Raw genomic sequence first — 4808 nt, 5'->3', positions numbered from 1 at the left:
CATGTCACAACGTGCATCTACGCCATCAAACCACGTCAAATAATCAATTATGACGCAGGTATCATATTAATTGATCTGCATCAACTTAACGTAAAAACAACTTCAGACAATACAAATCAGCGACACTGAATACGGGACAACCTCATGTCAACGAAGAACAGAACCCGCAGAACAACAACCCGCAACATCCGCTTTCCTAACCAAATGATTGAACAAATTAACATTGCTCTTGATCAAAAAGGGTCCGGGAATTTCTCAGCCTGGGTCATTGAAGCCTGCCGCCGAAGACTGTGCTCAGAAAAAAGAGTTTCGCCTGAAGCAAACAAAGAAAAGAGTGACATTACTGAATTGCTCAGAAAGCAGGTCAGACCAGATTGAAGCAATTTAGATAATCGTGCAGACTAGGGAAGGTGCGAACAAGTCCCTGATATGAGATCATGTTTGTCATCTGGAGCCATGGAACAGGGTTCATCATGAGTCATCAACTTACCTTCGCCGACAGTGAATTCAGCAGTAAGCGCCGTCAGACCAGAAAAGAGATTTTCTTGTCCCGCATGGAGCAGATTCTGCCATGGCAAAACATGGTGGAAGTCATCGAGCCGTTTTACCCCAAGGCTGGTAATGGCCGGCGACCTTATCCGCTGGAAACCATGCTACGCATTCACTGCATGCAGCATTGGTACAACCTGAGCGATGGCGCGATGGAAGATGCTCTGTACGAAATCGCCTCCATGCGTCTGTTTGCCCGGTTATCCCTGGATAGCGCCTTGCCTGACCGCACCACCATCATGAATTTCCGCCACCTGCTGGAGCAGCATCAACTGGCCCGCCAATTGTTCAAGACCATCAATCGCTGGCTGGCCGAAGCAGGCGTCATGATGACTCAAGGCACCTTGGTCGATGCCACCATCATTGAGGCACCCAGCTCGACCAAGAACAAAGAGCAGCAACGCGATCCGGAGATGCATCAGACCAAGAAAGGCAATCAGTGGCACTTTGGCATGAAGGCCCACATTGGTGTCGATGCCAAGAGTGGCCTGACCCACAGCCTGGTCACCACCGCGGCCAACGAGCATGACCTCAATCAGCTGGGTAATCTGCTGCATGGAGAGGAGCAATTTGTCTCAGCCGATGCCGGCTACCAAGGGGCGCCACAGCGCGAGGAGCTGGCCGAGGTGGATGTGGACTGGCTGATCGCCGAGCGCCCCGGCAAGGTAAGAACCTTGAAACAGCATCCACGCAAGAACAAAACGGCCATCAACATCGAATCCATGAAAGCCAGCATCCGGGCCAAGGTGGAGCACCCATTTCGCATCATCAAGCGACAGTTCGGCTTCGTGAAAGCCAGATACAAGGGGTTGCTGAAAAACGATAACCAACTGGCGATGTTATTCACGCTGGCCAACCTGTTTCGGGCGGACCAAATGATACGTCAGTGGGAGAGATCTCACTAAAAACTGGGGATAACGCCTTAAATGGCGAAGAAACGGTCTAAATAGGCTGATTCAAGGCATTTACGGGAGAAAAAATCGGCTCAAACATGAAGAAATGAAATGACTGAGTCAGCCGAGAAGAATTTCCCCGCTTATTCGCACCTTCCCCAGCACCCACGTTGTAGACGAACGAGTAAAGAGCGCCGCGCGTTGTTTCCGGTATATCGACTTTGATGTACCGGTTAATTTGTCTGGCGACAGTGGCAAGGTCTTTATTCAGGAGGGCTTTGCACTCTGCTTCGGTATACGTTTTACCGGGAATGATGTCTTTTCCTGTATGCCCGTAACATACAGTCCATACACCAACTATGTCTTTGTAAGGATTATGTCTCACACCTTCCAGACCATCGTTACCACTTGGGCCAGTGATTAACACAGATGCTATAGCAATAGCCCCGCCACCAATAGCAGCAGCAACAGCTTTTCGTAATGATGGAGGCATTATTCACCTCTCGCAGCCTTGCGCTTATCTTCTTTAATCTTGAAATAAAGGTTTGTCAGGTACGTCAGCAGGCCAAATACCAGGCTACCCAGCACACCTATTGCTGCCCACTGTGAGGGCGTGACTTTATCGAGCAGCTGTAAAAACCAGTACCCGGCACTACCTGCTGAGGTGCCATAGGCGACACCCGTTGTTAACTTATCCATGGATTTCATAACCCCACCTCGCAGACAAAGCGGGTGTAAATTGAGGGAATACTACGAAACGTAACAGACTCGGAGTCAGTGAATAACTCAGGTATTGGGTTATCAGCTAATATCGAGACTCAAAAAATGGAAAAACCCGCTCGACGGCGGGTTTAAGCTGTGTGACGAAGTAACCACTCTTAACAGCATAACCAATTTTTTACGTACGTAAACCACTAAATGATATTTGCGAGAATGCTACCGAGTATTGAAAACACCACTACAAATACATAAGCAAATCTCAACAAATAACCAACAAATAATTTCCAGCGTTATTTTTAGCCAATTTAAATTGAACCTTCAAATTATAGAGCACTTATAAATAACAGCCATTAATATAAATTGGCTAATAGATTTATTTTTATTCAGCCAAGAGCCATGAATAGGATTCGATAGAAAAAAGTTCAGATAAAAATAGAGATCTACTTCACAAATTAAACGAGAAACCAAAACTTACATCTTGAAATAATCACATTGATTAGATGAATATTTATCGCGCAGTGACATCATTTTTTAATAATAGTTCAAAAAAAAGGGCTCACGATGAAAAAATTAACAGTGGCAATTTCTGCTGTAGCTGCATCAGTACTGATGGCGATGTCTGCTCAGGCAGCTGAAATTTATAATAAAGACAGTAACAAGCTGGATCTGTACGGGAAAGTTAATGCTAAGCACTACTTCTCCTCTAATGATGCAGATGATGGTGATACTACTTATGCCCGTCTTGGCTTCAAAGGTGAAACCCAAATCAACGATCAACTGACTGGTTTCGGTCAGTGGGAATATGAATTCAAAGGCAACCGCGCTGAATCTCAAGGTTCTTCCAAAGACAAAACCCGTCTTGCATTTGCAGGCCTGAAATTTGGTGATTACGGCTCAATCGATTACGGCCGTAACTACGGTGTAGCATACGACATCGGTGCGTGGACTGACGTCCTGCCAGAATTCGGTGGTGATACCTGGACCCAAACAGATGTGTTCATGACTGGTCGCACTACTGGTGTTGCAACTTATCGTAACAACGACTTCTTTGGTCTGGTCGATGGCCTGAACTTTGCTGCTCAGTATCAGGGTAAAAATGACCGCACTGACGTAACTGAAGCCAATGGTGATGGTTTCGGTTTCTCCACTACTTATGAGTATGAAGGATTCGGCGTGGGTGCAACCTATGCTAAATCAGATCGCACTGACGGTCAGGTCGCCTATGGTAAGAGCAAATTCAATGCCTCCGGCAAAAATGCGGAAGTATGGGCTGCAGGCCTGAAATATGATGCGAACAATATCTATCTGGCTACCACATATTCTGAAACTCAGAATATGACCGTTTTTGGTAATAACCATATTGCAAACAAAGCACAAAACTTTGAAGCAGTAGCACAATATCAGTTTGACTTCGGTCTGCGCCCATCTGTTGCTTACCTTCAGTCAAAAGGTAAAGACCTTGGTGTTCATGGTGACCGAGACTTAGTCAAGTATGTCGATGTCGGTGCTACTTACTACTTTAATAAAAACATGTCCACTTTTGTTGATTACAAAATCAACTTAATTGACGATAGTAAGTTTACCAAAACAGCTGGTATTGATACTGATGACATCGTTGCTGTAGGTCTGGTTTACCAGTTCTAATCTGATTACGAAAAAGATATGTTGCGGGAGGCGTTGCCTCCCCAACATATAAGTGGCTCCCTCAAGCCACTTCCTTTAGAAGCACAACCTTGCTTCTAACTATATAAACCTTCTGTTATATATTACCCTTTATTTTTGGGGGCGTCTCAACGCCCCATTTTTAATAATTTTTAGTAAACAATTGGCATATTAATTAGAGTTATTAACAACGATATCCATCTCTAACCGGATATCTAATGCCATTAACATCCCTTCAATTATGCCCTCAGCCTTTTGTAACCTTTTCCCGATATAACCATCAGAGCAGCAATGCTTACCTGCCAGTGACATGAATGTCATACCGACTACATAATAATCTACTAATAAATCGTGCAAATCGCTGTTGTTCTTTTTCAGACGGGCCATGCACCCGCAAATGATCATCGCGTCATCGTCACAACATTGCGGGCGAGATTTTACTTTTGAAGGAATTAATCCCTTAAAACCGGCGGCAATGGACGACCAGGTCACATCTTCATGATTATTAGCCGCCCACGCTCCCCAACGCTCAAGAACCATCTGAATATCACGCATCAACTTACTCCACAAAACTCAGACCAGAACGCCAATTACAAGCAAAAATCAACAAAACAGTATTAGTTGATTGTTATCTCTGACTTCATACTCCTGCTCCTGTCAGTGTTTTGGCGTAATTCTTCAGTATTCGGTAATCGGTCAAAACAGAGCCGGGGAAACGATATAAGCGCAGACGCCCCCAGCGGTGGCGAAGAAGTTCTGCCATATTAAACTCAAACATCATTCATTCCCCATTTCGGTGATGGTCAGTTCCAGCCTCCCACCTTTGGTAACAGGCATCTTCACAACGCGGTAATCAACGACCTGAGCATCATCCAGCCAGAAACCTGCTTTAGTGAGTGCGTCAAAAGCGGCTTTTTGCAGATTATCCAGGTCACGGCGACGGCGATCCGGCATGTGGCACTCAATGCGGATTTTCACAGGCAT

Annotated in this window: 7 protein-coding genes and 1 pseudogene; 3 read left to right on the top strand and 5 right to left on the bottom strand. The window is 45.4% G+C overall.

What is annotated here, in order from left to right; all coding sequences use genetic code 11:
* Positions 1-144: 144 nt before the first annotated feature.
* Both G434_RS0126075 and G434_RS03165 read left to right on the top strand, forming a co-directional pair.
* Positions 145-378, top strand: coding sequence for a YlcI/YnfO family protein (locus G434_RS0126075; RefSeq protein ID WP_001309326.1), 234 nt, complete (start codon positions 145-147; stop codon positions 376-378).
* Between the two features lie 95 nt (positions 379-473).
* Positions 474-1454 (top strand): IS5-like element IS5 family transposase, encoded by a 981-nt coding sequence (locus tag G434_RS03165; protein ID WP_000019400.1) that lies wholly within the window; start codon positions 474-476, stop codon positions 1452-1454.
* Positions 1455-1599: 145 nt separating this feature from the next.
* Here the strand turns inward: G434_RS03165 and G434_RS03170 are convergent.
* Both G434_RS03170 and essD read right to left on the bottom strand, forming a co-directional pair.
* Positions 1600-1935: pseudogene (locus G434_RS03170) on the bottom strand (lysozyme); the annotation flags it as partial.
* Positions 1935-2150 carry a phage lysis protein EssD gene (gene essD, locus G434_RS03175; protein WP_000839596.1) on the bottom strand — a complete coding sequence of 72 codons (216 nt, stop codon included), beginning with the start codon at positions 2148-2150 and terminating at the stop codon, positions 1935-1937. The pseudogene G434_RS03170 and the gene essD, both read right to left, overlap by 1 nt.
* Before the next feature lie 573 nt (positions 2151-2723).
* On the opposite strand from essD, the gene ompC reads away from it, so the two are divergent.
* A complete protein-coding gene (ompC, locus tag G434_RS03180) occupies positions 2724-3806 on the top strand; it encodes a porin OmpC (RefSeq protein WP_000737271.1) in 1083 nt (360 codons plus the stop codon).
* Between the two features lie 189 nt (positions 3807-3995).
* Here ompC and quuD read toward each other — a convergent pair whose 3' ends face one another.
* From quuD to G434_RS03190, 3 genes are all read right to left on the bottom strand, one after another.
* On the bottom strand, positions 3996-4379 hold the full coding sequence (gene quuD / locus G434_RS03185; protein WP_001204780.1) for an antitermination protein QuuD: 384 nt from the start codon (positions 4377-4379) through the stop codon (positions 3996-3998).
* 85 nt (positions 4380-4464) lie between these two features.
* Positions 4465-4605: a YlcG family protein gene (locus tag G434_RS28515; RefSeq protein ID WP_000971055.1), complete on the bottom strand. Its 141-nt coding sequence runs from the start codon at positions 4603-4605 to the stop codon at positions 4465-4467.
* Positions 4602-4808: RusA family crossover junction endodeoxyribonuclease (locus tag G434_RS03190; protein ID WP_016249745.1), on the bottom strand; the 207-nt coding region annotated here is incomplete at its 5' end. The genes G434_RS28515 and G434_RS03190, both read right to left, overlap by 4 nt.

It is taken from the genome of Escherichia sp. KTE172 (assembly GCF_000408845.1).
Taxonomy (GTDB): domain Bacteria; phylum Pseudomonadota; class Gammaproteobacteria; order Enterobacterales; family Enterobacteriaceae; genus Escherichia; species Escherichia coli.
The sequence above is the reverse complement of the archived record's forward strand: the minus strand, read 5'-3'. Positions and strand labels throughout refer to the sequence as shown.

What these genes read in the sequence shown, in the direction of transcription:
- G434_RS0126075 (WP_001309326.1), top strand. Translation starts at nt 145, where the DNA reads ATGTCAACGAAGAACAGAACCCGCAGAACAACAACCCGCAACATCCGC.
- G434_RS03165 (WP_000019400.1), top strand. Translation starts at nt 474, where the DNA reads ATGAGTCATCAACTTACCTTCGCCGACAGTGAATTCAGCAGTAAGCGC.
- essD (WP_000839596.1), bottom strand. Translation starts at nt 2,150, where the DNA reads ATGAAATCCATGGATAAGTTAACAACGGGTGTCGCCTATGGCACCTCA.
- ompC (WP_000737271.1), top strand. Translation starts at nt 2,724, where the DNA reads ATGAAAAAATTAACAGTGGCAATTTCTGCTGTAGCTGCATCAGTACTG.
- quuD (WP_001204780.1), bottom strand. Translation starts at nt 4,379, where the DNA reads ATGCGTGATATTCAGATGGTTCTTGAGCGTTGGGGAGCGTGGGCGGCT.
- G434_RS28515 (WP_000971055.1), bottom strand. Translation starts at nt 4,605, where the DNA reads ATGATGTTTGAGTTTAATATGGCAGAACTTCTTCGCCACCGCTGGGGG.